The following is a 26,174-nucleotide window of genomic DNA, read 5'->3' as shown; positions in this document are numbered from 1 at the left end:
TGACGGACAACGTCAACTCGATGGCGAACAACCTGACGGGTCAGGTGCGAAACATCGCCGACGTGGCCACCGCCATCGCGCGGGGCGACCTCGGCCGCAAGATCACGGTGGACGTGAAGGGCGAGATCCTGCAGCTGAAGGAAACCATCAACACGATGGTGGACCAGCTCTCCGCCTTCGCCTCCGAAGTGACGCGGGTGGCGCGCGAAGTGGGTTCCGAAGGCAAGCTCGGCGGCCAGGCACAGGTGCCGGGCGTCGCGGGCACCTGGAAGGACCTGACCGACAACGTCAACTCGATGGCATCGAACCTGACCAACCAGGTGCGCAACATCGCCGAGGTGACGATCGCGGTGGCCAACGGCGACCTGTCGAAGAAGATCACCGTGGACGTGCGCGGCGAGATTCTCCAGCTGAAGGAAACCATCAACACGATGGTGGAGCAGCTGCGCTCCTTCGCGTCCGAAGTGACGCGGGTGGCGCGCGAAGTGGGTACGGAAGGCCGGCTGGGCGTGCAGGCCGTGGTACCCGGGGTGGCCGGCACCTGGAAGGACCTGACCGACTCGGTGAACACCATGGGCGCGAACCTCACCTCGCAGGTGCGGAACATCGCCGAGGTGACGACGGCCGTGGCGCGCGGCGACCTGAACCGCAAGATCACGGTGGACGTGAAGGGCGAGATCCTCGAGCTGAAGAACACCATCAACACGATGGTCGACCAGCTCAACTCCTTCGCCAACGAAGTGACGCGCGTGGCCCGCGAAGTGGGCACCGAGGGCAAGCTGGGCGGACAGGCCCAGGTGACCGGCGTGGGCGGCACCTGGAAGGACCTCACCGACAACGTCAACTTCATGGCCTCCAACCTCACCGAGCAGGTGCGGGGCATCGTGAAGGTGGTGACCGCGGTGGCCAACGGCAACCTGACGCAGCGCCTGACGGTGCAGGCCAAGGGCGAAGTGGCCGCGCTGGCCGACACCATCAACGGCATGACCGACACGCTCGCCATCTTCGCCGACCAGGTGACCAACGTGGCGCGCGAGGTGGGCGTGGACGGGCGCCTCGGCGGCCAGGCCAACGTGCCGGGCGCCTCGGGCACCTGGAAGGACCTCACCGGCAACGTGAACCTGCTGGCGGCCAACCTCACGACGCAGGTGCGCGCGATCGCCGAAGTGGCGACCGCCGTGACCAAGGGCGACCTGACGCGTTCGATCCAGGTGGATGCCAAGGGTGAAGTGTCCGAGCTGAAGGACAACATCAACACCATGATCTCCAACCTGCGGGAGACCACGGAATCGAACCGCGAGCAGGACTGGCTGAAGACCAACCTGGCGCGCTTCACCGGCATGCTGCAGGGCCAGCGCGACCTCAACGCGGTGGGCAAGACGCTGCTGTCGGAGCTCGCGCCGCTGGTGAACGCGCACCAGGGCGGCATCTACCACAGCAACCTCGACGACAGCACCGGCGAGCTGAGCCTGCTGGCCACCTACGCGCAGTCCGGCCGCGCGCCCCTGCCTGGCACGATCCTTCCCGGCGAAGGCCTGGTCGGCGAATGCGCGCTGCAGAACCGCCGCATCCTGCTGACGGACGTGCCGGCGGAATACGTGAGCATCGGCTCCAGCCTCGGCGAGTCGCGCAACCTGAGCGTGATCGTGCTGCCGGTGCTGTACGAAAACCAGACCAAGGCGGTGATCGAGCTGGCCTCGCTGCAGCCCTTCACGACGGTGAACCTGAACTTTCTCGACCAGCTGGCGCTGGGCATCGGCGCGGTGTTCAACACCATCGAGGCGACGATGCGCACCGAGGGCCTGCTCAAGCAGTCGCAGCAGCTCACCAGCGAACTGCAGGCCCGCCAGATCGAGCTGCAGCAGACCAACGAGGAACTGGGCACCAAGGCGCGCCTGCTCGCCGAGCAGAACGCGGAAGTGGAGCGCAAGAACTCCGAAGTGGAACAGGCCCGCCGCGCGCTGGAGGAGAAGGCGTCCGAACTGGCGCTCACCTCCAAGTACAAGTCGGAGTTCCTGGCCAACATGTCGCACGAGCTGCGCACGCCGCTCAATTCGATCCTGATCCTGTCGCAGCAGCTGGCGGAAAACACCGCCGGCAACCTCACCGGCAAGCAGGTGGAGTTCTCGCGCAACATCAACTCCTCGGGCTCCGACCTGCTGAACCTGATCAACGACATCCTGGACCTGTCCAAGATCGAGTCGGGCACGGTGACCGTCGACATCGAGGAGATCACCTTCTTCGGCCTGCGCGAGAGCCTGGACCGCAACTTCCGCCACGTCGCCGAGCAGAAGAACCTGCCGCTGGTGCTGAAGTTCGCGGACGCCCTGCCGCGCACCATGGACAGCGATCCCAAGCGCCTGCAGCAGATCCTGAAGAACCTGCTGTCCAACGCGGTGAAGTTCACGGCGCATGGCCGCGTGGAAGTGCGCGTCGGCATGGCCGAGGCCGGCTGGAGCGCCGACCACCCGGTGCTGTCGCAGACGCAGAACGTCATCGCCTTCGCGGTGGAGGACACCGGCATCGGCGTGCCGCCGGAGAAGCAGCGCCTGATCTTCGAGGCCTTCCAGCAGGCCGACGCCGGCACTTCGCGCAAGTACGGCGGCACCGGCCTGGGCCTCGCGATCTCGCGCGAGCTGGCCTTCCTGCTCGGGGGCGAGATCAAGCTGCAGTCGGTGCCCGGCCAGGGGTCGACCTTCACGCTCTACCTGCCGCTGCACTACTCGGGCCCCGACACGGCGACCGTGAGTTCGCGCAAGGCCAAGGCGCAGGAGACCACCGTCATCACGCTGCCGGTGGCGCGCGAGGAGCACATCCCCGACGACCGCGAGACCCTGCAGCCCGGCGACCCGGTGCTGCTGGTGATCGAGGACGACCCGCACTACGCCCGCATCCTGCTGGGGCTGGCGCGCGACAAGGGCTTCAAGGGCCTGGTCGCCAACAAGGGCGCGATCGGCCTGTCGCTGGCGCGCCAGTACCTGCCGACCGCCATCTCGCTGGACATCTTCCTGCCCGACATGCTGGGGTGGACGGTGCTGAACCAGCTGAAGCTCGATCCGGCGCTGCGTCACATCCCGGTGCAGATCGTCACGCTGGAGGAGGAGCGCCAACACGGCCTGTCGCACGGCGCCTTCAACTACCTGCTGAAGGAGCCCACGACCGCCGGCCTGGAAGCCGCCTTCGACCGCCTCAAGGAATTCGTGCAGCCGCGCACCAAGCGCCTGCTGGTGGTGGAGGACAACGAGATCGAGCGCGATGCCGTGGTGGAACTCCTAGGCTACGACGACATCGACATCGCCACGGCGGGCAGCGGCGAGGCCGCGCTCACGGCGATGAAGCGGCAGCCCTTCGACTGCGTGGTGCTGGACCTGCGGCTGCCGGACATGAGCGGCTTCGAGCTGCTGGAGCAGATGCGCGAGGAGCAGCAGCTCACCAACGTGCCGGTGGTGGTGTTCACGGGCAAGGACCTCAACCCCGACGAGCAGGCACGGCTGAACACGATGGCCAAGAGCATCGTGCTGAAGGACGTGCAGTCGCCCGAGCGCCTGCTGGACGAGACGGCGCTGTTCCTGCACCGCCTGGTGACGCAGCTGCCGCCGGAGAAGCAGGCCATGCTGGAACGCCTGCACAACTCCGCGGAGGTGCTGCACGGGCGCAAGGTGCTGGTGGTGGACGACGACGCGCGCAACATCTTCGCGCTCACCTCGGTGCTGGAGAACCACGAAGTGGAGGTTGTCAGCGCCACCAACGGCCGCCAGGCCATCGACATCCTGAAGGGCTCGCCGGACTTCGAGATGGTGCTGATGGACATCATGATGCCGGAGATGGACGGCTACGAGACCATGCGCGAGATCCGCAAGGACCCCGCCTTCCGCACCCTGCCGATCCTGGCGCTCACGGCGAAGGCCATGAAGGGCGACCGCGAGAAATGCCTGGAGGCCGGCGCCAGCGACTACATTTCCAAGCCCGTGAACACCGACCAGCTGCTGTCGCTGATGCGCGTCTGGCTGTTCCGCTGAGCGTCCCATGAACCCCGTCGAAACCGTCAACATCCTCATCGTCGACGACGAGCCGCGCAACCTCGCGGTGCTGGAGTCGATCCTGGACGACCCGGGCTACCGCCTGGTGCGCGCGGGCTCGGGCGACGATGCGCTGCTGGCGCTGGTGGCCGACGAGTTCGCCGCGCTGGTGCTGGACGTGCAGATGCCCGGCATGAACGGCTTCGAGCTCGCGCAGATGGTGAAGGAACGCCGCAAGACGGCGCGCGTTCCCATCATCTTCCTCACCGCCTACTACAACGAGGACCAGCACATCCTCGAGGGCTACGGCAGCGGCGCCGTGGACTACCTGCACAAGCCGGTGAACCCGGCGGTGCTGCGCTCGAAGGTCGCGGTGTTCGCCGAACTGCACCGCAAGAACCGCGAGGCCGAACGGGTCAACCGCCTGCTGGTGGCCGAAGTGGCGGAGCGCCGGCGTGCCGAGGCGCGGCTGTCGGAGCTGAATGCCTCGCTCGACGAGCGCGTGCAGGAGCGCACCCGCGAGCTGCAGGAGAGCGAGGCGCTGCTGCTGGACGCGAGCCGGCGCAAGGACGAATTCCTCGCGATCCTCGCCCACGAGCTGCGCAACCCGCTGGCGCCGATGCGCAACGCGGTCCACTTCCTCAAGCTGCGCGGGCCGGGCACGCCCGACGTGCAGTGGGCCTCCGACATCGTCGACCGCCAGGTCGGCGCGATGAGCAGGCTGATCGAGGACCTGATGGACGTCAGCCGCATCAACCAGGGCCGCATCGAGCTGCGCCGCGAACCGGTCGCGATCGAGGACGTGCTGGCCGATGCGGTGGAGACGATCCAGCCGCAGATCGACGGCTCGGGCCACAAGCTCACCGTGCTGCAGCCGCCGGCCAGGCTGGTGGTGAGCGCGGACCGCGCACGCCTCGCGCAGGTCTTCATGAACATCCTGGGCAACGCGGCGAAGTACACCGATCCCGGCGGCCAGATCGAAGTCCGGGTGGTCGGCGACGCCGGCTTCGGCATCGTCAGCATCCGCGACAGCGGCATCGGCATCCCGCCGCACCGCCTGGAGCGCGTGTTCGACCTGTTCGCGCAGGAGGAGTCGGCGCTCTCGCGTTCGCGCGGCGGCCTCGGCGTGGGCCTGTCGCTCACGCGCAAGCTGGTGCAGATGCACGGGGGCACCATCGTCGCGGCCAGCGAAGGGCCGGGCAAGGGCAGCCAGTTCACGATCCGGCTGCCGCTCGCCATGGCGGTCCCGCCGCAGCCGGCCGATGCGGCCGGGCCGTCCGCGGTGGCGGCCGTGCCCGGCAGCCTGCGCATCCTGGTGGCCGACGACAACCGCGATGCCGCCGAGACGCTGGCCGTGCTGCTGCAGGTGATGGGCCACGAGTCGCGCAAGGTGTACGACGGCGCGGCGGCCCTCGAGGAAGCCGGGCGCTTCGACCCGCAGCTCGTGCTGCTGGACATCGGCATGCCCGGGCTCAATGGGTACGAGACCTGCCTGCGCCTGCGGGAGCAGGAAGGCGGCCGGAGCCGCATGGTGGTGGCGGTGACGGGCTGGGGCCAGCCGCAGGACATCCAGAAGGCGAACGCGGCCGGCTTCGACGGCCACCTGGTCAAGCCGGTGGACGTCCAGGCCCTGGTGAGGCTGATCGAGGCGCGGCTGGCGGAAAAGCGTCCCTAGCCCTGCGGATGGACGACGGCAAGGTGCACAGCGACACGACCGGCAGGATGCGGGTCTTCATCGTGGAAGACGCTCCCAACATGCAGGTGGCCCTGGGCGACCTGGTCTGCGCCGCGGCGGATGCGGTGATCTGCGCCGTCGTGGGCTCCGAAGCCAAGGCCCTCGAGTGGGCGGCGTCGCATGCCGGCGCGTGGGACCTGGCCATCGTCGACCTGACGCTGGAGCAGGGCGATGGATTCAACATCGTGCGGCAACTGGGGCACCGTCCGGACTGCGGCGTGGTCGTGGTGTTCAGTGCCTACGTCACCGACGTGATCCGCCGGCACTGCGAGTCGCTCGGGGCCCATGCGGTGTTCCACAAGACGGAGAGCCGGCAGCTCGCGCAGTACATCGAGGATCTCGCGCGCAGTCCCTTGCCCGGCTGAGAGCCGCTCATTCCGCGGCCCCCACCGCATCGGCCCGCATCGAGCGGACGTAGTCGAGGAACTCCTCGAGGTCCGACTTGTTGAAGACGGAGTCGGCTCCCAGGGCAGTACAGCGCTCGGCCACGGCCGGAGTGACGAAGTCGCTGAAGACGACGACCTTGGTGGACTCGCGCAGCGACTTCGCGTGCCGGATGACCCCGAACCCGGAGCCGCCGGGGAGCAGCAACAGGTCCGTGACGAGCAGGTCGCAGGAAACCGGGTGGTTGATCAGCCAGTCGGCCACGCCCAGTTCCGAATTGGCCGATCCGACGATCGCGATGCCGCCGATCACCGTCAGCAGCTCGACCAGGGACTCCAGCGAGGCCCTGTTGTCTTCCGCGATGAAAACGTGGAGTGCCACGGTGTTCGGCGAAGATCGGCTGCTGTTGCTTCTATCCCGTGCATGGCAGCGAAAGAAGGCGATGGCCGCGCGAGTGGCCGTAGGACAACAAGGCGCAGGCGCACCCCGCGCCGCCTTGCGCCGAGGAGCCGGCGGTGGTCGCGCAGACCCCGGCCGGTATCCGGCCTGGCGCCCTCAGGCGCGGGCGTTCCCCGGCGCGCCGGCGATCATCTTCGCGCGGGCGCGCAGCCAGCGCACGGACTCCAGGTGTTCATCGAGGCGCCGCTCGACTTCGTAGCGGCGCGGCGGCACCGGTTGCGAACTGCGCCACAGGCAGTGCACCAGTTCCGCATGCGAGATGAGCAGCGAGACCCAGGGGACGGACAGTTCGGGGAGCGTGGAACAGCAGAGCTTGAGGTCGTCGACCTCGGCGCTCACGGTCAGGTAGAGCTCCATGTCGAGCCAGCCCGAAACCAGTTCGCGCACGTGCGGCTCGTAACTCTCCAGCGCCACCACCAGATGGCGAGCCGTGGCCTGGACGGCCTGAGAATCGTTGACCGACATGTTGCCCCTCCCGCAGTCTGCGTTGCTGCGTTCTTCCGGCGCGTGTACGCCAAAGGAGTTCAGTGTAGGCCGGCTGGACGGTTGTGCAAGCGGAAATCCCGGCTCGACACTGGGACTTGCCCGTACCGCTGGGGTCAGCGTTCGCGCCAGCGCGGCGTGCGGCGCCGTTCCCGGCGCGCGGCGCGCTCGTCCTCCGGCCCGAAGCGGTAGGCCAGGTGCCCGGTGGGCCGGTGCCGCGCGATCACCGCCTTGCCCACCACCAGCAGCAGCACGACGATCGCCAGCGCGATGAGGAGGTTCGGGTCCATCTTGTCTCCCTGTAATGCTTCGCGCACACCACGCGCCTGCTGGCTAAGCTAGCGGACACTTGCCCGGCCGGGTGTCGCGTGCTGTAACGCCTGCCGCGGTTTGCTAACGGCGGCTGCCGCTGCCTATGATCGCTGCATGGAAACCGGCCTCGCTTATCTCGATTTCGACTATTCCGAGGATGCCGAGGGCCACGGCAGCTTCGATGCCATGGCCGCCGCGGCGCCGGCCCAGTTCGATGCCTTGCAGGCCGAGGTGCTGCGCGTGCTCGACTGGGCGCATCGCAGCTTCGGTGCCCCGGCGCCGCTGGAAGAAGGCGGCGAGTGGGATGTCGAACTGCAGGGCGTGCGCGAACTGGCGACGCCGCTCGCGGTGCGCTATGCGGCCGGGCGCGGCCTCGCGCTGCAGGCCGAGGGGCCCGATACGCAGCGCACGACGCTCACCCTGACGCTGAGCGGCACCGCCACTTTCTGCGACGCGTTCCGGCAAGCCTTCGCATTCTGAGCTCGCGGAACCGGCGCGTACCCCGGTCCAGCAATTTTCCCGCCAACCCGGGCGACCTACTGCATTCGGCCGAGGGCCCTTGCGTGCTCATGCGTGTCGCTTGTAAAGTGACGGCCGGAACCAGCGACGGCTCACATGCAATCCCATTCCTCCGAACAGGCGGCCATCGCGAAGCAGCTCTCGCAGGAGCTGCGCACGTACGACGAGAAACTGCGCGAGCTGCTGCACCGCCGCTGGGACCCCGAGCTGTACCGCCAGCTTTCCGACCAGTTCGACCACATGCAGATGGAGGCCCATCTGCTGCCGGCGCTGGCCGGCAGCTGGACCGACCTGCTGATCAGCCGGGTCGACCTGACGCATGCGCTGTGGACGCTCAGCGCGCCCAGCCGCATCAACGGCCGCGTCGTCGCCTACCACGCACAGCATTGCGTGCTGATCGAGGAATTGCGCGCCAAGTGCCAGGAATACGTGGACCGCGCTCCGCCGCGGTGCGGCTGAAGCCGGCACGGCGCGGGCCGCGGCGTGCGAGACTCGCCGCATGATCGTCGTGTTCTGGCTCGAATCCCGGGAGGGCGCCGGTGAGCCGCGCGCCCGCAGCTTCCCCTCCGATGCCCTGTCCGAAGCGCTGAAGTTCGCCGAAGGCCTGCGTGGCCGCCGGCGCGCAGGCGATGGGATCTCGCACGTCGCGATCCAGTCCGAGCTGCTCGAAAGCGTGGGCCACGCCGGCGTGAGCGATCCTTCACCCGACTACGCGCACTACAAGCGGCGCATCGATCCGGCGATCCCGCTGGGCCGGCCCTCGGGCGGCGGCAGCGACTCCTAGTCCTCGAAGTCGGCCGGCCGCAGCTCGATCGGCTGGCCGTGCGGCGTGCGATCCGCGGCGCGGTCCCAGGCGTGCTGGAAGCGGCGCAGTTCCGTCGTGGAACTCGCCCCCTTGTCCGCCACCATCTCCTCCAGGGCCGCGAGCCACTGCCGGTAATAGGCGTCGCCCGCGTCCTCGCCGGGCAGCGCGGGCGCGGCCGCGATGCAGCGGGCGAGTGCCTGCGCCCATTCGGGCCAGGTGAACAGGCCGCGCTCGTGCAGCGCCACGGTCATCGCGAAAGCCTGCGCCTGCCAGGGCGCGCGGAACGCCGGGCCTTCGGTGTCGCAGGGGATGCCCGGCACCTCGGGCAGCGGACGCGCGCCCCCGCTCATGGCGCGACCGGCGCCAGCATGCGCACGTACTGGTCGCGGATCACGCCGTAGCACGAGCAGGCCGCCGCCTCCAGGCCGGGACGGTCCGTCACCTGGATGCGGCCGCGCGTGTAGCGGATCAGGCCCTGGCTTTGCAACTGCGAGGCCGCCGCGTTCACCGCCGCCCTCCGCTCGCCCAGCATGTGCGCGAGATATTCCTGCGTGAGGTCGAAGGTGTCGCCGCGCACCCGGTCGTGTGTCTGCAGCAGCCAGCGCGCGCAGCGCTGGCCGATGTGGTGGACGCGGTTGCAGGCCGTTCCCTGCGCGATCTGCACCATCAGCGCGTGGGTGTAGCGCAGGACGACGCGCGCCAGCGCCGGGCGGTCGCGGGTCGCGGCGCGGAAGACGTCGGCCGGCATGCGGAAGGCGCCGCCGTCGACCTGCGTGAACACCAGGCCGTGCGCGAGCTCCGCGCCGAGGTACAGCGCGACGCCCACCATGCCTTCGCTGCCGATGGTGGCCACCTCCACCGCCATCTCGCCGTCGGCGTTCGCAGCCAGCATCGACAGCACGCAGTCGGTGGGGAACCAGGCATGCAGCATCGGCCGCAGGGGCTCGTACATGGCGTCGCCCTGGTGCAGGCGCACCGGTTCGAGGTGGGGCGCCAGCGTCTGCAGCGTGGCGTCATCGAGGAGCGACAGCAGGCGGTTGTCGCGCAGGTGGAATGGGGCGCCGTCCATGAAGTTCGTCTCGCTTTCCCCGCGGGGCTCCGTTATAGCTGCAAGCGCTGCCCTATAGTGGGGCTATGTACGAATCCGGACACAGCCCTTCCGCGGAGGAACTCCGGCGCGCCCTGCGGCGGCTGGAGGCGGCGCTGGCCGAGCACGACCTGCGGATGGCGCAGGACCGTGGAACGGATGGGATCGCACTCGCGCTGCGGCGCGACCTGGACCTGATGCGGGAAGAAGCCGGCCGGCTGCGCGCGCTGCTGGCGCCCTAGTGCGTCTGCACGAGGCGCAGGCACTTGTTCTGGAGCGCTTCGACGTGCCCCGAGACCCTCGCCAGGAGTTGCTGCCGGCCCTCGGCGCTGGCGGGGGCGCCCGGACGGGAGCTCTGCCACAGGTTCTGGACCAGCTCGGCGTGGGCGATCAGCAGTTCGACCCAGGCCTGGGTGAGCTCCGGCACTTCGCGGCAGCCCTGGCGGATCTCGTCGAGCTCGTCGCCGACGCGCCGGTACAGCTCGAGGTCCATCCAGTGCGCCCCGAGCTTGCGCAGGTGCGCGTGGTAGCGCTCCAGGGCCGCCAGCGCATGGCTGACGGCTTCTTGCGGCGATGAAAAACGGCTTGCCGGCATGTCCCTTTTGCTCTCGCAGTGTAGAGCAAAAGGCCGATCGCCCTCCAGCCGGCAGGAATCGCCGAGGTGATTCCTCAGGGATCGGGCTGCAGGTAGCTTTCCCACGCGTCGACGGAAACGCGCAGGCCGGTTGCCGCTTCCTCGCCCCAGAGTTCGCGGCCATCGAACACCACCGTGTATAGCGGCTGCGGCTGCTCGCCGAGGCCTTGCGCATGCGTGTCGGCGAACACGTGGCTGCCGTGGCAGCGCTCGATGCTGCCCACCTTGCCGCGCACGTAGCCGGGCAGCCGAGTGTGGTGCGCGACGGCGTGGTCGCGCGTGCGCACGCGCTGTCCCACGTGGAAGCGCGGCGCCTGCGTGGACGGCCGCAGCGTGGGCGAACCTTTCGCGAGCGCGGCTTCCACGTCGGGTGCGTGCAGCACGCGCGCGATCGGCACCGGCGGATGCAGCATGCGTCCCGCGGCGATCTCGCCGGCCTCCACCTGGCCGCGTTCCTGCATCAGCTTCTCGAGCGCGGCGAGCCAGACCTGGTAATAGGACAGCCGCCCGTAATGGCGCAGGGTCTCGCGCGCCGCGCGGCTCATGTCGATGTTCCAGCTGCCGGTGGCGCCCATCGCGAGCACGAGGGCCAGCGCGTCCTTCTCCCAGTCCGCGTGGAAGCGGATGTCCTCGCTCTCCGGAAAGACCGCGCCGTGGCCCGGCTGGCCGCCGAGGTCGGCGTGCGTCGTGTAGCTCACGCCGGTGTCCCGGGTGCGAGCGGCAGGCCGGTGCCGATCATGGAGTCGCGCGTGACGAGGCCGGCGAGCTGCTCCTCGGCGAGCCCTTCCGTGCCCGCGGGCCGTTGCGGGATCACGAGGTAGCGCACTTCGGCGGTGGAATCCCAGACGCGGATCTCGCGGTCCGCGGGCAGGCCGACGCCGAATTCCGCCAGCACGCCGCGCGGATCGCGCACGGCGCGGGAACGGTAGGGCGCGCTCTTGTACCAGACGGGCGGCAGGCCGAGGACCGGCCAGGGATAGCAGCTGCACAGAGTGCACACCACCATGTTGTGCACGCGGTCGCTGTTCTCCACGGCCACCATGTGTTCGCCCTGCCGTCCGGTGTAGCCCAGCGAGGCGATCGCGGCGGAGGCATCCCGCAGCAGCCAGTCGCGAAACGCCGGATCGCTCCAGGCGCGCGCCACGACGCGGGCGCCGTTGCGCGGCCCGATGCGCGTCTGGTAGGTCTCGACGATCGCGTCGAGCGCGGCCGGATCGACGTAGCCCTTCTGCGTGAGGACCGCCTGCAGCGCGCGCACGCGCAGCTCGGTCTCGTCCAGCTCGCCGTGCGCGTGGCCGTGATCGTGTTCGTGCGCGCCCATCGCCGCAGTGTGCCGCAACGCCTGCGGCACCTGCAAGCGGGGGTCAGCCCAGCAGGCTGCGGATGATGTCGACGACGATGTCGCCTCTGGACACCAGCACCACCTGGTTGCCCACGATGGCGTAGCGGTAGCCCACCGGCGGTGCGGGCAGGGTCGAGAGCACGCGCGGCGGGATCGTGAAGTCCGCGCCGGAGGGCACGCGGTGGCCCACGACGACCTTCTTCGCCTGGCCCGGGGGCAGGCAGCCGTTGTCCTTCTTGGCCAGTCCCGGCGGGCAGCCGGCGGCGCCGAGCACGCGCGTGTCGTCATGGGCGAAGCGGCGGGCGTCGTTGTGGTCGCGGCGGGCGTCGTTGCGCAGGGCGATGCGGCGATCGTCGTCGCGGCGCGCATGCCTGTCGCCGTGGCGCTCGCCACCGTGCTTCTGCACGACGGCATGCCTGCCTTCGCGTTTGCCGTGGCCATCGCCATGGCCGTTGCCATGGCCCGGGCCGGCGAAGGCCGGCGCGACGGCGAGGGTGGCCACGAAGGCCGCGATGAGGGTGTGTTTGCTGGTGTGCATGAGCCTGGCTCCTTTGCTTTGCCCAAGCATGGAAGAGTCCCCGAAAGCCGCTTGTAGGAAGCGCCCCCGAACGCGGGACGGGCAGGTCGGGCGCGGCTCGCGGGCGCGTGAATAAGTGTCAAAACCCGTGCAGGCCGGCACGCCCGGCGCTAGACTGGCCCGCATGGGCTTCCTGCTTTACGGCGGTCTCGGGCTGCTGCCCCTGTGGCTGCTCATCGCCTATGCCTTGCTGTCGCAAGGCGGCCCGCATTCCGAACCGTCGGATGCCGTGCTGTGGTGGTCGCTCGGCGCCGTGCCCGCGTGCTTCATGACGCTCGCCTTCGCCGAGGCCCTGATGCTCACGCGCGAGCGCCGGCCCGACCCCTGGCGGCAGCACAAGATCCTGGCGATCGTGGTGCCGATGGTCGTGCTGCTGTTCGCCGGCGGCATGAAGTGGGAAGAGCAGCAGGCCGCCGCCCGCGCCGAGCAGAAGCGCGCCGCGCCCGCCGCTCCGGCCGAAGGCGATCAGGCCGGCTTGCGCGCCAGCAGGAACAGCAGCGAGCCCGATCCGGCCACCAGCGCCAGGATCGTGAACCCCGCGCGGTAGTTGCCGTTCAGGTCGGCGAACACGCCCGCGATCATGGGCCCGGCCACCTGTCCCACCGAGATGATGATGGCCGACAGGCCGAGGATCATGCCGATCGCCTGCAGCCCGAAGTAGTCGGCGCGCAGTGCCTGCATGAAGGGCCCCCGCAATCCCCACGCGACGCCGTGCGCGAGGGCGAAGGCGCCCAGCATCAGCGGGTGCACGGCCCAGGTCAGCATCAGCAGTCCCACCATGTGCAGGAGCATGCACAGCGCCGCGACGCGCCGCTTGTTCCAGCGGTCGCCCATGGCCGCGCCGAGCAGCACGCCCACCGCCTGCGCCATCGTCATCAGCGTGATCACCAGCGAGGCCTGCGGCAGCGAGTAGCCGAGGCCTTCCTTCATGTGCGAGATGGCGTGCACGTTGACGGCGGTGACCACCAGCAGGGCGAAGCCGTGGGCGATGCCCAGCAGCCAGAACGCGCGCGTGCGCAGCGCCTCGGCCGCGGTGAAGGAGCGCGCCGGCGCGGGCAGCGTGCCGCCGAGGGTGGGTTCGGCCGGCGGCGCTGGCGGCAGGCCGTCCATGGTTTCGCCGATCTCCGCCGGATTGCGCCGCACCACGCGCGCCAGCGGCAGTCCGACCAGCAGCGTGATGATCGAGGAGGCCAGCGCGGTGCTGCGCCAGCCGTAGGCCTGCATGGCCCAGCCCACGAGCGGCACGGCCACGCCGCCGGCCGCCAGGCCCAGGCTCATGAAGGACAGCGCACGGGCCCGCCGCTTCTCGAACCAATGGACCAGCGCCACCGAGAAAGGGAAGTACCCCGACAGGCTCGCGCCCACCGAGATGATCACCACCGCGACGTAGAAGTCGCCGAGGGTCTGCAACTGGCTGAAGGCGAAGAAGCCGAGCGACAGCAGCACGATCCCGGCCTGCACCAGGTGGCGCGGGCCGAAGCGGTCCACCAGCCAGCCGAGCGCCGGCCCGAGCAGCGCGCCTTCCAGCGACTGCAAGGCCGCGCCGCCCGCCAGCGCCGTCTTGCTCCAGCCGTTTTCCTCCGACAGCACCGCCACGTAAGCGCCGAAGGCCTGCAGCAGCAGGGACGAGTGCAGGAAGTGGATGCCGGCGCCCGCAGCGGAGATGCGCCAGCCGTAGAAGATCTTCAATCGCTTGCCGGGACTGCCAAAGGTCCCGGCAGTGTAGCGGCGCGGCCGGAGCCGGCTACGCGGTGGCGCGTACCTGGTCCGGGCTCAGGACCACGGTGGTGCCGGCGATGCACATCTCGCCGTCGCGCTTCACGTCGACGAAGCGGCCGTCGGCGAGCCGGTATTCGGCCTGGCCGGTCGGCTCCCAGTGCTCGTCGTCGGCGAAGGAAGCGTCGCGCGCGAGCCGCTCGTACGCCATGACCTTGTAGCTCACGCCGTCGGAGCCGGTCGCGCGGAAGGATTCGAGAAGACGAAGACGCAGGTCCATGGTCACCTCCTTCAAGTCCCATGCGGGGATGGGCATGCCATTTTGGAGGGGATCGCGCGCCGCGTGTTCCCCGTCCCTCAGTCGTGGGTTTGCATCAGGGCGATGTCGGCGGGCGCGACCGCCAGCGGTGGATGCGGCGGCTCCTCCGCGGCCGCTTCCGGCTGCCGCGAAGGGATCGCTTCAGTCCACACCTTCACGTCCTGCGGCGTCATCGTGCTCACCGGGGTCAGGCGGCCGTCCACGTAGCCGAGCCGCTCGACGTCGTGCAGGTACTGCTCGCGGGAGAGCAGCGTGCCGGCGCAGACGTGCGGGTCCATCGCCGGCGGCTTGCGGTTCTCGGCCGCGAGCTTCCTCATCAGCTGGTCCATGACCCAGGCCGGCACGCGCTGGCGCTCGCCGGGGTAGATGAAGCCGAACAGCGAGAGGTGCGCCAGCAGCACGCGCCAGTGCGTGCCGAAGCGCTCCAGCAGCCCGGGCCAGTCGATGTGCTCGGCGTTCGCCTGGATCAGGTGGGCGACGTCGGCGCCGTCGAAGCGCTCGCGCTCCATGATGAAGGCCTTGGACAGCAGCCCGTCCTCCATGTTGGCGATGCGCACCGGTACGCCGAGGATCTCCGCCTGCGGGTTGCCGTTGAACCAGCGTTCGTCCACCGGCGTGAGCCCGTTGCCCGAGTTGAAGATGAGATCGATGAACTCTTCGCCGGCATACACCTTGGCCAGCCAGTGCGGATAGCTCATCTCGGTGCGCCAGCCTTCGGCCTGCATCAGCGCATCGATGCGGTCGTAGTCGCGGCGCATGATGAACAGGTCGAGGTCCTTGGTCGAGCGCCGGATGCCGGTGTAGCAGGCATGCGCGAACGCTCCGCCCACGAGGAAGGGGATCCGGGCGTCCACCAGGGCCTGCAGCGCGCGTCGGTAGAAAGCCGCCGTTTCGGGCAGGACTTCCTCCTCGAGGGAGGGAGCGAGCGGGATCGAAGACATGCAGCGGAAGTTACGCTTCTTCGCGCCTTTGCGCACTAGGCCGGGAGGCCGGCACCACCTCGGCCGAAAGGCCCTCGCCGACGTACGGCCGGACCCACACCGCGTCGGCGCGCACCTACAGGCTGCGACGGTGGATCGGGATTGCGGGCACCGGCGGGCTGCGGCAGCATGGCGTGTCTCATCCACGAACCACCCATGGGCAAGTCCGCCAACAGTGTCCGCTTCGCCGCCGTCGGCGACCTCCACGTCACCAAGGACCACGCCGGCAGCCTGCGCGCCTTCTTCGCGCAGGCCGCGGAAACGGCCGACGCGCTGCTGCTGTGCGGCGACCTGACTGACTACGGCACCGCGGAGGAAGCCCATGTCCTGGCCGACGAGCTCAGCGTGGTGAAGATCCCGATCATCGCGGTGCTCGGCAACCACGACTACGAGTCCGGCACGCCCCAGGTGGTGATCGAGCAGCTGGCCAAGCACGGCGTGCGCGTGCTCGACGGCGAAGCCTGCGAGATCGAGGGCGTGGGCATCGCCGGCACCAAGGGATTCGCCGGCGGCTTCGGGCGCGGCTCGCTCGGCGCCTGGGGCGAGCCGGCGATCAAGATGTTCGTGCAGGAAGCCCTGCATGAAGCGATGAAGCTGGAGTCGGCGCTCGCCAAGCTGCGCACGCCGCGGCGCATCGCCCTGCTGCATTACTCGCCGGTGGCCAGCACGCTGGCGGGCGAGCCGGCCGAGATCTTCCCTTTCCTGGGCAGCAGCCGGCTGGAAGATCCGCTGCTGCGCTATCCGGTGGATGCGGTGTTCCATGGCCATGCGCACCGCGGCACCATGGAAGGCAAGACCATCAACGGCATCCCGGTGTTCAACGTGGCCAAGCCGCTGCTGCAGCGCAGCCGGCCGGACCAGCCGGCGTTCCGGCTGTACGAGATGCCGCGCGAAGCCCAGTCGCCGCAGGCCCATCCGCAGCCGCAGGGGCAGCCGGAAGTGGCGGTGGCGAAGTAGCTCAGCCCGCCTCGCGCAGGCGGCGCGCGGTGTCCTTGCCCGCATCGAACTCGGCGCGCAGGCGCGCGAGTTCTTCCGGCGCCACGCGAGCGGCGTTGCAGTAATCCAGCTTCCAGTCTGCCGAGTCGCTCCAGCGCTGCGGCGAACGCACGGTGGTGCGCGGTGCGCTCGCCGTCTCGAGCAGCTGCAAGGCGAGGTCCAGCGTCTGGCGCTGCGACGCGGGATCGCCCGGCTTGCCGGCGGCGTTGCCGAGGGGGAAATCCGAGAACAGCAAGCGCGGCACGCCGACGTGCTCCACGATGTCCTTCGCCGCGCCGATGATCACTGTGGCGATTCCGGCGGCTTCCAGTTCGCGCGCGACGAGGGCGAGCGTCTGGTGGCACACCGGGCAGTTCGGCACCAGCACTGCCGCATCGACGCCGTCCTCGCGGCAGCGCTGCACCATCAGCGGCGCGTCGATGTCCAGGGTGTGGCGCTGGCTGCGATTGGTGGGTGCGCCGTGGAAGCGCGGTGCGAGGCGAAAGCGCCCCTCGGCGGCCAGGCGCCGCATCAGCGGCAGCGGAAACCAGCAGTTCGCGTCTTCCATGTCGGCGTGCCGGCGGTCGATCGCCACGTGCGAGATGCGCAGGTCGTGGTCGCGCGCGGTGTCGCCGGTGTAGGGCGCATGGAACTTCGCCGCGGCGTTGTAGGGCGCGCCGGGTCCTTGCGCTCCCTTGTCCGGCTGGAACGGCGCGGCGGTGGTGACCAGCGTCAGCACGCAGTCGGCCAGCGGCTTGCGCCACGGCTGGAACGGCACGTCCTCGAAGTGCGCGTAGCGGTAGGGAGCGTCGTAGCCGAGGGCGCGGTACCAGTCGTGCGTGCGCTGGATGTAGGGGATGGGGTCGTCAGGATGCATCGCCCGCCTCCTGTTCGCGCAGCCAGCGCCGGATCGCGGCCACCGCATGCAGTTGCTCGGATTCGCTGAGCAGGTGGCCTTTCGGGATGCCATGCCACTTGGCGAGGCAGCCGCGGCAGCACGTGGCCGTGGCGTGCTGCGCGATGAACACCGGATGGCCGCGCATCGGCGTTTGCTTGCCGTCGTTGCGGGGCTCCGCCGGGGCGAGCCGCTGCGCGACGAAGTCGGCCGCGTGTTCGAGTACCGTGGTCCTGCCCTTGGCCTGCAGGTAGTCGCGCTCGCGCGCGCCCAGGCGGAAGCGCTGCCGGAAATGCGAGCGCTGCAGTGCGGCGAAGGTGGTGTCGAGGTCGCGCATGGGAGGATCTTAAGAGCCGACATCCGGACGCAGAGTGCGCAGAGGTTTCGCAGAGGGCGCAAAGAATTCAACAAGGAAATTTTCTCTGTATCTTCTGCGTCCTCTGCGAAGCCTTCGCGTCCTCTGCGTCCGGATGTTGGCCTTTCAGGAGCTTTCACGAAAAGCCGCCGGCGTCGTCCCCATCCACTGGCGGAACGCGCGCGCGAAGCTCTTCTCGTTGCGAAAGCCCACCGCCGCGGCCACCTGCTTGACCGGCTTGTCGGTGCGCCACAGGAGGTCCTTGGCGCGCTCCAGCCGCACTTCGTCCTTGAGCTGCTGCAGGCTCGCGCCTTCCTCCTTCAGCTGCCGGTGCAGCGTGCGCGTCGAGACGTGCAGCAGCTGCGCCAGCGCTTCGGCGCTGTGGGCGCGCTCGGGGTGCGCGGCCAGCGCCTGCCGCACCTGCGGCACCAGCAGGCGGTCGCGGCGGTACTGCAGCACGGTGATCGACAGCGCGCGCTGCAGCATCTGCGCCAGCGCCTTCTCGTCGCGCCGCAGCGGCAGCTTCAGGTAGCGGGCGTCGAAGCGGATCTCCGCCTGCGGCGCGTCGAACTCCAGCGCGCCGGGGAACATGTGCGCGTAGGCCTCGGCGTGCGGCGGCGCCGGGAAGGGAAAGCGCGCGGCCAGCAGCGGGATGCGCGAGTCGACGTACCAGCAGGCGAGGCCGTGGATGTTGCGCAGGATGAAGGCCAGGCTCAGCTCGCGCACTTCGCGCGGCAGCGGCTGCAGTTCCTCCAGTGCGATCGTGGCGACCTGGCCGCCGGCCTGCAGCGTCAGCCGGATGTCGTCGGTCAGCAAATCATGGTGGCGGCACCAGCGCTTGAGCGCCACGCCGAGGTCCGGCGCCGTGAGCGAGGCGCGCGCCAGCATGCCGTAGCTGCCCCAGGGCAGGCGGCGGCCGAAGGCGGCCAGGCCTTCGTCGTCCAGTTCCTGCATCGCCGCCGCCGACAGGAGCTCCATCTGGCGCGCCGTCATGCGGGCCTCCGGGCGCTGCAGCTGCAGTGGCGTGATCTGTGCCAGCTTGAGGGCCTGGTCGGGGCTCCGCCCGTGGCGCCGGTAGGCCGCGACGATGGCTCGGGCGAAGGCCATGGGCGTGACGGCGGCGGGGTTCGGGGCGGGGCGGCGGCTGGTCATCGTGGGCGGATGGACGCGATGGCAGGATTTGCAACCTGCCGGGCAGCCAAGGATACAGCGGCTTGCCTAAGCTCGCGAGGTTCGCGTTATCGTGGGGAGCGCCCCCACCCCAGCCCTCCCCTGGAGGGGGAGGGAGAAGGATCCAAAGACATGCCGGTTCTGGAGACACAACTCAATTCCCGCTCGGCCGACTTCCAGGCCAATGCGGCGGCGATGCAGTCGCTGGTCGACGACCTGGATGCGCAGGTGGCGCTGCACGCGGCCGGCGGCGGCGAGGCGGCACGGAAGAAGCACGAGGCGCGCGGCAAGCTGCCGCCGCGCGAGCGGGTGCAGATGCTGCTCGATCCCGGCACGCCCTTCCTGGAGATCGCGCCGCTCGCGGGGCACGGCATGTACCTGGAGAAGGACGGCACCATGGCCGCGCCCTGCGCCGGCCTGATCGCCGGCATCGGCCGCGTGAACGGCATCGACTGCGTGGTCGTCTGCAACGACGCCACGGTCAAGGGCGGCACCTACTACCCGATGACGGTGAAGAAGCACCTGCGGGCGCAGGAGATCGCGGCGCAGAACCGCCTGCCCTGCATCTACCTGGTGGATTCGGGCGGCGCCAACCTGCCGAACCAGGACGACGTGTTCCCGGACCGCGACCACTTCGGCCGCATCTTCTACAACCAGGCCAACCTGTCCGCGCAGGGCATCGCGCAGGTCGCGGTGGTGATGGGCTCGTGCACGGCCGGCGGCGCCTACGTGCCGGCGATGAGCGACGAGACCATCATCGTCAAGGAGCAGGGCACGATCTTCCTGGGCGGCCCGCCGCTGGTGAAGGCCGCCACCGGCGAGGTGGTGAGCGCGGAAGACCTCGGCGGCGGTGACGTCCACACGCGCCTCTCGGGCGTGGCCGACCACCTCGCGATGAACGACGCGCACGCGCTGGCGCTGGCGCGCCAGGCGGTCGCCACGCTCAATCGCGGCAAGGAGCCGCCGGTGCAGGTCCGCCGGCCGGTGCCGCCGAAATACGACGGCCGCGAGCTGTACGGGATCATCCCCACCGACGCGCGCAAGCCCTTCGACGTGCGCGAGATCATCGCCCGCATCGTCGACGGCTCGGAGTTCCACGAATTCAAGGCCCGCTACGGCGCCACGCTGGTGTGCGGCTTCGCGCACGTCGAAGGCATGCCGGTGGGCATCGTCGCCAACAACGGCATCCTGTTCTCGGAGTCGGCGCAGAAGGGCGCGCACTTCATCGAGCTGTGCTGCCAGCGCAAGGTGCCGCTGGTGTTCCTGCAGAACATCACGGGCTTCATGGTCGGGCGCAAGTACGAGGCCGAGGGCATCGCGCGCCACGGCGCGAAGATGGTGACGGCGGTGGCCACGGCCACCGTGCCCAAGTTCACGATCATCATCGGCGGCAGCTACGGCGCCGGCAACTACGGCATGTGCGGCCGGGCCTATTCGCCGCGCTTCCTGTGGATGTGGCCCAGCGCGCGCATCTGCGTGATGGGCGCCGAGCAGGCGGCCAGCGTTCTCGCCACCGTCAAGCGCGACGGCATCGAGTCGCGCGGCGGCAGCTGGAGCGGCGAGGAGGAGGCCGCGTTCAAGCAGCCGGTCCTCGACCAGTTCAACCGGCAGTCGCATCCCTACTACTCCAGCGCGCGGCTGTGGGACGACGGCGTGATCGATCCGGCCGACACCCGCCGCGTGCTGGCGCTCGGTTTGTCGGCTTCGCTGAACGCGCCGATCGGCGAGCCGAAGTTCGGCGTGTTCCGGATGTAAGGAGGTTGGGCGTTGAGCGTTCGGCGTTCAGCGTCCCCGAATTCGCTCAACGCTCAACGCCCAACGATGAACCAGATCTACGACACCCCCGAGCACGAGCTGCTGCGCGACCAGGTCGCGCGCTTCCTCGCGAAGGAAGTGGAGCCACACGGCGACCGGTGGGAAGAGCAGGGCTGCGTGCCGCGCGAGGTGCTGCGCAGGATGGGCGCGGCCGGCATGCTCGGACTCGTGTTCGAGCCCGAGTACGGTGGCGGCGGCGCCGACGCGCTGACCAACCTGGTGTTCGCCGAGGCCCTGTCGCAATCGACCTTCGGCGGCTTCATCATCACCGTGCTGGTCCACACCGACATGGCCGGGCCGCACCTGCACCATGCGGGCAACGCGGCGCAGAAGGACAAGTACCTGCGGCAGGTGTGCGCCGGGGAGAAGATCTGCGCCGTCGCGATCACCGAGCCGGGCGCAGGCTCCGACGTGGCCGGTATCCGCACGAACGCGAGGCGCGAAGATGGCGGCTGGGTGCTGAACGGCACCAAGATGTTCATCACCAACGGCGTGCACGCGGACCTCTACTTCGTCGCCGCCAGGACCGGGCCGGGCAAGCGCGACATCTCCATGTTCATCGTGGAGAAGGGCACGCCGGGTTTCACCGTCGGCCGCGCGCTGAAGAAAACCGGCTGGCTTTCCTCCGACACCGCCGAACTGGTGTTCGACGGCGTGCGCATTCCCGCCGCCAACCTGCTGGGCGAGGAAGGCAAGGGCTTCTACTCGGTGATGAAGAACTTCCAGACCGAGCGCATCGCGCTGGCCGCGATGGCGGTCGGGCATTGCCAGCAGGCGCTGAAGCTCACGCTGGACCACGTGCGGCAGCGGCAGGCTTTCGGCGGGACGCTGTGGGACCAGCAGGTGATCCGCCAGCGGCTGTCCATGCTCGATGCGAAGACGCGCGCGGCGCGCCAGTTCCTGTACCACTGCGCCTGGCGCGTGACGCAGGGCCACGACATCGTGCAGGACGTCTCGATGCTCAAGGCGCTCACCGGCGAACTGGCCAACGAGGTGGTGCAGGGCTGCCAGCAGTTCCACGGCGGCATGGGCTACATCCGGGAGACGGCGGTGGAGCGGCTGTGGCGGGATGCGCGCGTGCTGGCCATCGGCGGCGGCGCCACCGAGGTGATGCTGGAAGAAGCCGCGAAGCGATACTGAGGCTTCACCACGGAGGAGACCCGATGCGCCATCCCTGTTCCATCCTGGCCGCCCTGTCGCTGGCCGCGCTTGCCGGCAGCGCCGCGGCGCGCAACGACAAGTTGTTGCTGCCCGTCGAGCCCGCCTTGCGCAGCCAGGGCACGCGCAACCTCGTCGCGAGCGACATCCCCTTGCGCTTCGGCAAGGCGTCCGCACAGGGCCTGGACCTGTCCGGAGGCAGCGCCGTCGTGCACGCCGTCGCCGATCCGTACGGGCCGTTCAATCCCTACGGGCGCACCGCGCGCCGCGGCGACGAGCAGGTGTGCGTCGATGCGTTCCGCAAGGCCCTGGTCGACCTGCAGGCCAAGGCACGCGCGGCCGGTGCGGTGGCGGTCGTGGGCATCGTGAGCAACTACAACGGCGTCGAGATGGACAGCCCCGTGGCCTATGAATGCCACGCCGGCAACTCGCGCGCAGTGGTCGACCTCAAGGGGCAGTTCGCGCGCGGCTTCGCCGCAGCGTCGACCCCGGTGACCGCGCCCCCGCTCGCGCAGCAGGCGCCCGCCGCGTCCGTGGCCGCGGCGCCCGAACAGCCGCGGCGGATCGCGTCGGGTTACGCCGCGATCGACGACGTCGACGCGATCCCCTACCTGTCCGACCGCGGGCGCGGCGAATACCGCAATTGGCTGCAGCGGCCGACACCGCGGGCCTTTGCGCTGTCGGAGGACGGCCACTGGTACTCGACCTCCGGCCTGAAGCCGTCCGATGCGTCGCTGCCGAGAGACCCCGCCGAGCGTGCGCTGCTGATGTGCGAGCGCGTGGCGCACCAACCCTGCAAGCTGTACGCGGTGAACGGAGCGGTCGTCTGGACCCGCGAGCCGCGCCGTGAAGGAACCCCATGAAGCACCTGACCCTGCATTTCGACCGCGGCGTGGAGACCGTGACGCTCAACCGGCCCGAGGTCCGCAACGCCTTCAACGACGAGGTCATCGCCGAACTCACGGCGGTGTTTTCCGAACTGGCCAAGCGCCCGGAAGTCCGCTGCGTGGTGCTGGCCGGCAACGGCCCGGCGTTCTGCGCGGGAGCCGACCTCAACTGGATGAAGAGCATGGCCGACTACGGTCGCGAGGAGAACCTGGCGGATGCGGCCGGCCTGGCGCGCATGCTGGAGGCGCTGTACCACTGCCCGCTGCCGACGATCGCGCGCGTGCAGGGCGACACGTATGCGGGCGGCATGGGCCTGGTCGCCGCGTGCGACATCGCCGTGAGCGTGGACACCGCGCAGTTCTGCCTGAGCGAGGTGAAGCTGGGGCTGATCCCCGCCACCATCAGCCCCTACGTCATCCGCGCGATGGGCGCGCGGGCGGCGCACCGCTACTTCCTCACCGCGGAACGTTTCGGTGCCGAAGAGGCCCAGCGCATCGGATTCGTGCACCAGGTCGTGAAGGCCGAGGCGCTCGATGGCGCGGTGACCGCGCTCGCGCAGTCGCTGGTGAGCGCCGGTCCGGAGGCGGTGAAGGCCTGCAAGAAGCTGCTGCACGACGTGGCCGGCCACGAGATCACGGCGGGGCTGGTGCGCCGCACCGTCGAAGGCATCGCGGACATCCGCGCCAGCGACGAGGGGCGCGAAGGCATCCAGTCCTTCCTCGGCAAGCGCAAGCCGACCTGGCTGTTGCCCTGACATGGAAGCCCTGGGCAAGCTCGTCGACACGCCGCAGTTGCTGGCGCTGGCGGCCGCGCTCGGCTGGGCCAGCGGCTTCCGGCTCTATGCGGCGGTGTTCCTCACCGGCGCGGCGGGCTGGCTGGGCTGGATCGACCTGCCGGCGGGACTGCAGGTGCTGCAGCATCCGGGCGTGCTGATCGCGAGCGGCTTCATGCTGTTCATCGAGTTCTTCGCCGACAAGATCCCCCTCGTCGATTCGGTGTGGGACGCCGTGCATACGGTGATCCGCATCCCCGCGGGCGCCGCGCTCGCGGCCGGCGCGCTGGGTGCGAACGGCGAGGCCTGGACCTGGGTCGCGGCGCTCCTGGGCGGCAGCCTGGCAGCCACGAGCCACGCCACCAAGATGACGACGCGGGCGGCCGTCAACACCTCGCCCGAGCCTTTCTCCAACGTGGCGGTGTCGCTGGCGGAGGACGGGCTCGTGGTGTTCATGCTGTGGCTGTCGGCCACGCATCCGGCGATCTTCGCGATCGTGCTCGTCGTGAGCATCGTGCTGGCAGTGATCCTGATGGTGGTGCTGATCAAGTTCCTGCGCACCGTGCTGCGCGGGGTGAGTGAATTCTTCAAAGGGCGGCCGCTGCCGCGGGAGCTGGGCTGATGTTCAAGAAGATCCTGATCGCGAACCGGGGTGAGATCGCCTGCCGCGTTGCGGCAACCGCGCGCCGCATGGCCATCCAGACGGTCGCCGTCTATTCGGATGCGGATGCCGACGCCAAGCACGTCCACGCCTGCGACGAGGCGGTGCATATCGGCGGCAGCGCGCCCAAGGACAGTTACCTGCGCTGGGAACGCATCCTCGAGGCGGCCAAGGCGACCGGCGCGCAGGCGATCCATCCCGGCTACGGCTTCCTCAGCGAGAACGAGGGCTTCGCCGCCGCCTGCGCGGAAGCGGGGCTGGTGTTCATCGGCCCGCCCGCGTCCGCGATCCAGGCCATGGGCCTGAAGGCGGAGTCCAAGCAGCTGATGGAGAAGGCCGGCGTGCCGCTGGTGCCGGGCTACCACGGCGCCGACCAGGATCCGGAGCTGTTGCAGCGCGAGGCCGACCGCATCGGCTATCCGGTGCTGATCAAGGCGAGCGCCGGCGGCGGCGGCAAGGGCATGCGCGCAGTGGAGAAGGCCGGGGATTTCGCGGCGGCGCTCGCGTCCTGCCAGCGCGAGGCGCGCAACAGCTTCGGCGACGAGGCCGTGCTGGTGGAGAAGTACGTCACGCGGCCGCGCCACATCGAGATCCAGGTGTTCGGCGACACCCAGGGCAACTTCGTGTACCTGTTCGAGCGGGATTGCTCGGTGCAGCGCCGGCACCAGAAGGTGCTGGAGGAAGCGCCGGCGCCGGGCATGACCGAGGCACTGCGCCGCCGCATGGGCGAGGCGGCGGTCGCGGCGGCGCGCGCGGTGAAGTACGTCGGCGCGGGCACGGTGGAGTTCATCGTGGAGCAGAAGGCGTCCGGTCATTCCCGCGGAGGCGGGAATCCTGAGCGTCCAGGAGCGGAAGCCCTGGATCCCCGCCTCCGCGGGGATGACGACGGAGGCATGAACTTCTTCTTCATGGAGATGAACACGCGCCTGCAGGTGGAACACCCGGTGACCGAAGCGATCACCGGCCTCGATCTCGTGGAATGGCAGCTGCGCGTGGCTTCCGGTGAGCCATTGCCCCTGAAACAGGAAGAGCTGCGCATCCACGGCCATGCGATCGAGGCGCGCATCTGCGCCGAGAACCCGGACAACAACTTCCTGCCCGCGACCGGCACGCTGCATGTCTACCGCAAGCCCGCTGCGACCGCATTCCAGCGCGGCACCGTGCGCGTGGACGACGGCGTGCGCGAAGGCGACGCGATCTCGCCCTTCTACGATTCGATGATCGCCAAGCTGATCGTGCACGGCGCCACGCGCGAGGAAGCCCTGGCGCGGCTCGACCAGGCGCTGGCCGCGACGCACATCGTGGGGCTGAACACCAACGTGCAGTTCCTGCGCCACGTGGTGCGCAGCCGCTCCTTCGCGCAGGCGGACCTGGACACGGCGCTGATCCAGCGCGAGGCTTCGGTGCTGTTCGACCAGGAGCGAGTCGGCCTGGAGCTGGCTGCGGCAGCAGCGGTCGCCAAGACGCTGCTCGACGAGCAGGTCCATGCCGGCGACGATCCTTTCAGCCGCCGCGACGGCTGGCGCTCGCATGGCGTCGCCACGCGCCGGCTGGAGTTCGACTTTCACGGCCGGCACACCAAGGCCGAACTCACGACCCTGCACGACGGCGCGCTGGTGCTGGCGATCAACGGCCAGGCCGCCGCGCCGCTGTCCTTCCGCGCCCATGGCGAGACGCTGGACGTGAGTTATGCCGGCCGCCGCACGCGGGCGGTGGTCTACACGCTGGGCGAGGCCGACCACGTGTTCGCCGCCGAGGGCGCGACGCAGATCGTCTCGATCGACCTGCTCGCGCACGCCGGCGACAGCGCCGCCGAAGGCGGCCGCCTCACCGCGCCGATGCCGGGCAAGGTGGTGTCGTTCGCGGTGAAGGCGGGCGAGCAGGTGAAGAAGGGCCAGGCGCTGGCGGTGATGGAGACGATGAAGATGGAGCACACCATCGCCGCGCCGGCGGACGGGACGGTGGCGGAGTTGCTCTACGCGCCGGGGGACCAGGTGGCGGAGGGGGCGGAGTTGCTCAAGTTGAGCGCCTAGTCGTCATTCCCGCGGAGGCGGGAATCCAGGGCATTCAAGAAGCAGGAAGCCCTGGATCCCCGCCTGCGCGGGGATGACGGA

Annotated in this window: 30 protein-coding genes; 15 read left to right on the top strand and 15 right to left on the bottom strand. The window is 69.6% G+C overall.

All coding sequences use genetic code 11. The annotated features are described in order from the left end of the window. The 3 genes from VF522_RS21065 to VF522_RS21055 form a co-directional block, all read left to right on the top strand. On the top strand, positions 1–4,019 hold a 4,019-nt coding region (locus tag VF522_RS21065; RefSeq protein ID WP_330910277.1), incomplete at its 5' end, for a response regulator. A gap of 7 nt (positions 4,020–4,026) precedes the next feature. Continuing rightward, positions 4,027–5,694 (top strand): response regulator, encoded by a 1,668-nt coding sequence (locus tag VF522_RS21060; protein WP_330910276.1) that lies wholly within the window; start codon positions 4,027–4,029, stop codon positions 5,692–5,694. A gap of 8 nt (positions 5,695–5,702) precedes the next feature. Then, entirely contained in the window at positions 5,703–6,119 is a 417-nt protein-coding gene (locus tag VF522_RS21055) for a response regulator (protein ID WP_330910275.1), read from the top strand. A gap of 7 nt (positions 6,120–6,126) precedes the next feature. Here the strand turns inward: VF522_RS21055 and VF522_RS21050 are convergent, their stop codons facing one another. The 3 genes from VF522_RS21050 to VF522_RS21040 form a co-directional block, all read right to left on the bottom strand. Beyond that, positions 6,127–6,519, bottom strand: a complete 393-nt coding sequence (locus VF522_RS21050; protein WP_330910274.1) for a response regulator — start codon at positions 6,517–6,519, stop codon at positions 6,127–6,129. 174 nt (positions 6,520–6,693) lie between these two features. Continuing rightward, a complete protein-coding gene (locus tag VF522_RS21045) occupies positions 6,694–7,062 on the bottom strand; it encodes a hypothetical protein (RefSeq protein ID WP_330910273.1) in 369 nt (122 codons plus the stop codon). Between the two features lie 134 nt (positions 7,063–7,196). Then, the gene (locus tag VF522_RS21040) at positions 7,197–7,370 is read right to left on the bottom strand and encodes a hypothetical protein (protein WP_330910272.1); all 174 of its coding nucleotides are present in this window, start codon (positions 7,368–7,370) and stop codon (positions 7,197–7,199) included. 136 nt (positions 7,371–7,506) lie between these two features. On the opposite strand from VF522_RS21040, the gene VF522_RS21035 reads away from it, so the two are divergent. The 3 genes from VF522_RS21035 (at position 7,507) to VF522_RS21025 (ending at position 8,695) form a co-directional block, all read left to right on the top strand. After that, entirely contained in the window at positions 7,507–7,872 is a 366-nt protein-coding gene (locus VF522_RS21035) for a hypothetical protein (RefSeq protein WP_330910271.1), read from the top strand. A gap of 135 nt (positions 7,873–8,007) precedes the next feature. Then, positions 8,008–8,370 (top strand): hypothetical protein, encoded by a 363-nt coding sequence (locus VF522_RS21030; protein WP_330910270.1) that lies wholly within the window; start codon positions 8,008–8,010, stop codon positions 8,368–8,370. 40 nt (positions 8,371–8,410) lie between these two features. Continuing rightward, positions 8,411–8,695: a hypothetical protein gene (locus VF522_RS21025; protein ID WP_330910269.1), complete on the top strand. Its 285-nt coding sequence runs from the start codon at positions 8,411–8,413 to the stop codon at positions 8,693–8,695. Here the strand turns inward: VF522_RS21025 and VF522_RS21020 are convergent. Further along, a complete protein-coding gene (locus VF522_RS21020; protein ID WP_330910268.1) occupies positions 8,692–9,066 on the bottom strand; it encodes a nitrile hydratase accessory protein in 375 nt (124 codons plus the stop codon). The two genes, VF522_RS21025 and VF522_RS21020, sit on opposite strands and share 4 nt — an antisense overlap. Next, complete coding sequence (locus tag VF522_RS21015; RefSeq protein WP_330910267.1) at positions 9,063–9,785, bottom strand: Crp/Fnr family transcriptional regulator; 723 nt, start codon at positions 9,783–9,785, stop codon at positions 9,063–9,065. The genes VF522_RS21020 and VF522_RS21015 overlap by 4 nt, the downstream gene beginning before the upstream one ends. Positions 9,786–9,850: 65 nt before the next feature. Here VF522_RS21015 and VF522_RS21010 point away from each other — a divergent pair, with 65 nt between their 5' ends. Beyond that, positions 9,851–10,045, top strand: a complete 195-nt coding sequence (locus VF522_RS21010; RefSeq protein WP_330910266.1) for a hypothetical protein — start codon at positions 9,851–9,853, stop codon at positions 10,043–10,045. On the opposite strand, the gene VF522_RS21005 is transcribed toward VF522_RS21010, so the two are convergent. The 4 genes from VF522_RS21005 to VF522_RS20990 form a co-directional block, all read right to left on the bottom strand. Then, positions 10,042–10,398, bottom strand: a complete 357-nt coding sequence (locus VF522_RS21005; protein ID WP_330910265.1) for a hypothetical protein — start codon at positions 10,396–10,398, stop codon at positions 10,042–10,044. The genes VF522_RS21010 and VF522_RS21005 overlap by 4 nt on opposite strands. Positions 10,399–10,472: 74 nt before the next feature. Continuing rightward, positions 10,473–11,135: a nitrile hydratase subunit beta gene (gene nthB, locus VF522_RS21000; RefSeq protein ID WP_330910264.1), complete on the bottom strand. Its 663-nt coding sequence runs from the start codon at positions 11,133–11,135 to the stop codon at positions 10,473–10,475. Continuing rightward, a complete protein-coding gene (gene nthA / locus VF522_RS20995; RefSeq protein ID WP_330910263.1) occupies positions 11,132–11,758 on the bottom strand; it encodes a nitrile hydratase subunit alpha in 627 nt (208 codons plus the stop codon). Before nthA ends, nthB begins: the two co-directional genes overlap by 4 nt. Positions 11,759–11,801: 43 nt before the next feature. After that, entirely contained in the window at positions 11,802–12,317 is a 516-nt protein-coding gene (locus tag VF522_RS20990; RefSeq protein WP_330910262.1) for a hypothetical protein, read from the bottom strand. Positions 12,318–12,480: 163 nt separating this feature from the next. Between VF522_RS20990 and VF522_RS20985 the strand changes: the two genes are divergently transcribed. Beyond that, positions 12,481–12,903, top strand: a complete 423-nt coding sequence (locus tag VF522_RS20985; protein WP_330910261.1) for a hypothetical protein — start codon at positions 12,481–12,483, stop codon at positions 12,901–12,903. On the opposite strand, the gene VF522_RS20980 is transcribed toward VF522_RS20985, so the two are convergent. From VF522_RS20980 to VF522_RS20970, 3 genes are all read right to left on the bottom strand, one after another. Further along, the gene (locus VF522_RS20980; RefSeq protein WP_330910260.1) at positions 12,822–14,045 is read right to left on the bottom strand and encodes an MFS transporter; all 1,224 of its coding nucleotides are present in this window, start codon (positions 14,043–14,045) and stop codon (positions 12,822–12,824) included. The genes VF522_RS20985 and VF522_RS20980 overlap by 82 nt on opposite strands. A 55-nt stretch (positions 14,046–14,100) precedes the next feature. Next, on the bottom strand, positions 14,101–14,352 hold the full coding sequence (locus VF522_RS20975) for a hypothetical protein (protein ID WP_330910259.1): 252 nt from the start codon (positions 14,350–14,352) through the stop codon (positions 14,101–14,103). Between the two features lie 77 nt (positions 14,353–14,429). After that, complete coding sequence (locus VF522_RS20970; protein ID WP_330910258.1) at positions 14,430–15,332, bottom strand: nucleotidyltransferase; 903 nt, start codon at positions 15,330–15,332, stop codon at positions 14,430–14,432. A gap of 195 nt (positions 15,333–15,527) precedes the next feature. Between VF522_RS20970 and VF522_RS20965 the strand changes: the two genes are divergently transcribed. Next, complete coding sequence (locus VF522_RS20965) at positions 15,528–16,328, top strand: metallophosphoesterase family protein (RefSeq protein ID WP_330910257.1); 801 nt, start codon at positions 15,528–15,530, stop codon at positions 16,326–16,328. A gap of 1 nt (position 16,329) precedes the next feature. Here VF522_RS20965 and VF522_RS20960 read toward each other — a convergent pair whose 3' ends face one another. The 3 genes from VF522_RS20960 to VF522_RS20950 form a co-directional block, all read right to left on the bottom strand. Next, complete coding sequence (locus VF522_RS20960) at positions 16,330–17,223, bottom strand: reductase (RefSeq protein ID WP_330910256.1); 894 nt, start codon at positions 17,221–17,223, stop codon at positions 16,330–16,332. After that, positions 17,213–17,578, bottom strand: coding sequence for a DUF4186 domain-containing protein (locus tag VF522_RS20955; RefSeq protein WP_330910255.1), 366 nt, complete (start codon positions 17,576–17,578; stop codon positions 17,213–17,215). Before VF522_RS20955 ends, VF522_RS20960 begins: the two co-directional genes overlap by 11 nt. Positions 17,579–17,722: 144 nt before the next feature. Next, positions 17,723–18,748 carry an AraC family transcriptional regulator gene (locus tag VF522_RS20950; protein WP_330910253.1) on the bottom strand — a complete coding sequence of 342 codons (1,026 nt, stop codon included), beginning with the start codon at positions 18,746–18,748 and terminating at the stop codon, positions 17,723–17,725. A gap of 150 nt (positions 18,749–18,898) precedes the next feature. Between VF522_RS20950 and VF522_RS20945 the strand changes: the two genes are divergently transcribed. The 6 genes from VF522_RS20945 to VF522_RS20920 all read left to right on the top strand — a co-directional run bounded on the left by VF522_RS20945 (position 18,899) and on the right by VF522_RS20920 (position 26,093). Further along, a complete protein-coding gene (locus tag VF522_RS20945) occupies positions 18,899–20,521 on the top strand; it encodes a carboxyl transferase domain-containing protein (protein ID WP_330910252.1) in 1,623 nt (540 codons plus the stop codon). Positions 20,522–20,587: 66 nt separating this feature from the next. After that, positions 20,588–21,721, top strand: a complete 1,134-nt coding sequence (locus tag VF522_RS20940; RefSeq protein WP_330910251.1) for an acyl-CoA dehydrogenase family protein — start codon at positions 20,588–20,590, stop codon at positions 21,719–21,721. A gap of 23 nt (positions 21,722–21,744) precedes the next feature. Then, the gene (locus VF522_RS20935; RefSeq protein ID WP_330910250.1) at positions 21,745–22,602 is read left to right on the top strand and encodes a hypothetical protein; all 858 of its coding nucleotides are present in this window, start codon (positions 21,745–21,747) and stop codon (positions 22,600–22,602) included. Beyond that, on the top strand, positions 22,599–23,381 hold the full coding sequence (locus VF522_RS20930) for an enoyl-CoA hydratase/isomerase family protein (protein WP_330910249.1): 783 nt from the start codon (positions 22,599–22,601) through the stop codon (positions 23,379–23,381). Before VF522_RS20935 ends, VF522_RS20930 begins: the two co-directional genes overlap by 4 nt. Position 23,382: 1 nt before the next feature. After that, positions 23,383–24,021, top strand: coding sequence for a DUF4126 domain-containing protein (locus VF522_RS20925; RefSeq protein ID WP_330910248.1), 639 nt, complete (start codon positions 23,383–23,385; stop codon positions 24,019–24,021). After that, positions 24,021–26,093, top strand: a complete 2,073-nt coding sequence (locus VF522_RS20920) for an acetyl/propionyl/methylcrotonyl-CoA carboxylase subunit alpha (protein WP_349256514.1) — start codon at positions 24,021–24,023, stop codon at positions 26,091–26,093. The genes VF522_RS20925 and VF522_RS20920 overlap by 1 nt, the downstream gene beginning before the upstream one ends. Positions 26,094–26,174 lie beyond the last annotated feature (81 nt).

It is taken from the genome of Ramlibacter sp. (genome assembly GCF_036383835.1).
GTDB lineage: Bacteria > Pseudomonadota > Gammaproteobacteria > Burkholderiales > Burkholderiaceae_C > Ramlibacter.
Note: the sequence above shows the minus strand (reverse complement) of the source record. Positions and strands in the feature narration are given on the sequence as shown.